The sequence below is a fragment of the Mesorhizobium sp. M4B.F.Ca.ET.089.01.1.1 genome (assembly GCF_004022605.1).
GTDB lineage: Bacteria > Pseudomonadota > Alphaproteobacteria > Rhizobiales > Rhizobiaceae > Mesorhizobium > Mesorhizobium abyssinicae.
The window spans coordinates 1-417 of sequence record NZ_RZOS01001499.1; the positions used below are offsets into that span (position 1 = coordinate 1).

Sequence of the window (417 nt, forward strand, 5' to 3'; positions counted from 1 at the left end):
GTGCTGTGTCTGGAATCTCCTGTGCAACGCTGCTTCCGGCTCTCTTCCATTCTCGTCTCTTGGCCGATAACCGCGATTGCGCCGCACTAAGCTCCATCTGCCATTCGCTGGTTGCCGCCGGATCATCGCAGCCAAAAACCCTCGCCAGCCAACGAATATTGGCAGTGCTAATTCCCTTCTCGTTCTCTTGAAACCAAAGCTGCACCGTTCGCAGATCGACCCCAATCCGGTTGGAATCGATCTGTGAAATCGCCTCTGCGAGAAGCTCGGGCGTCCATGGGCCTGCAGGAACCCCGTCCTTGCCCAATGGCCGACCAGCACCCGCCGCGGCCAACCGCTTGAATAATTCTTTGAAATCACTTTCGTCTCCCTGCGGAGGGAGAAATATTTTTTCATTCTTAATCAATGGCTTACAGG

The 417-nt window shown here is 54.7% G+C and carries 1 pseudogene; it reads right to left on the minus strand.

Annotated features, from left to right (window positions below):
• Window positions 1-406: pseudogene (locus EN780_RS38065) on the minus strand (hypothetical protein); the annotation flags it as partial.
• Window positions 407-417 lie beyond the last annotated feature (11 nt).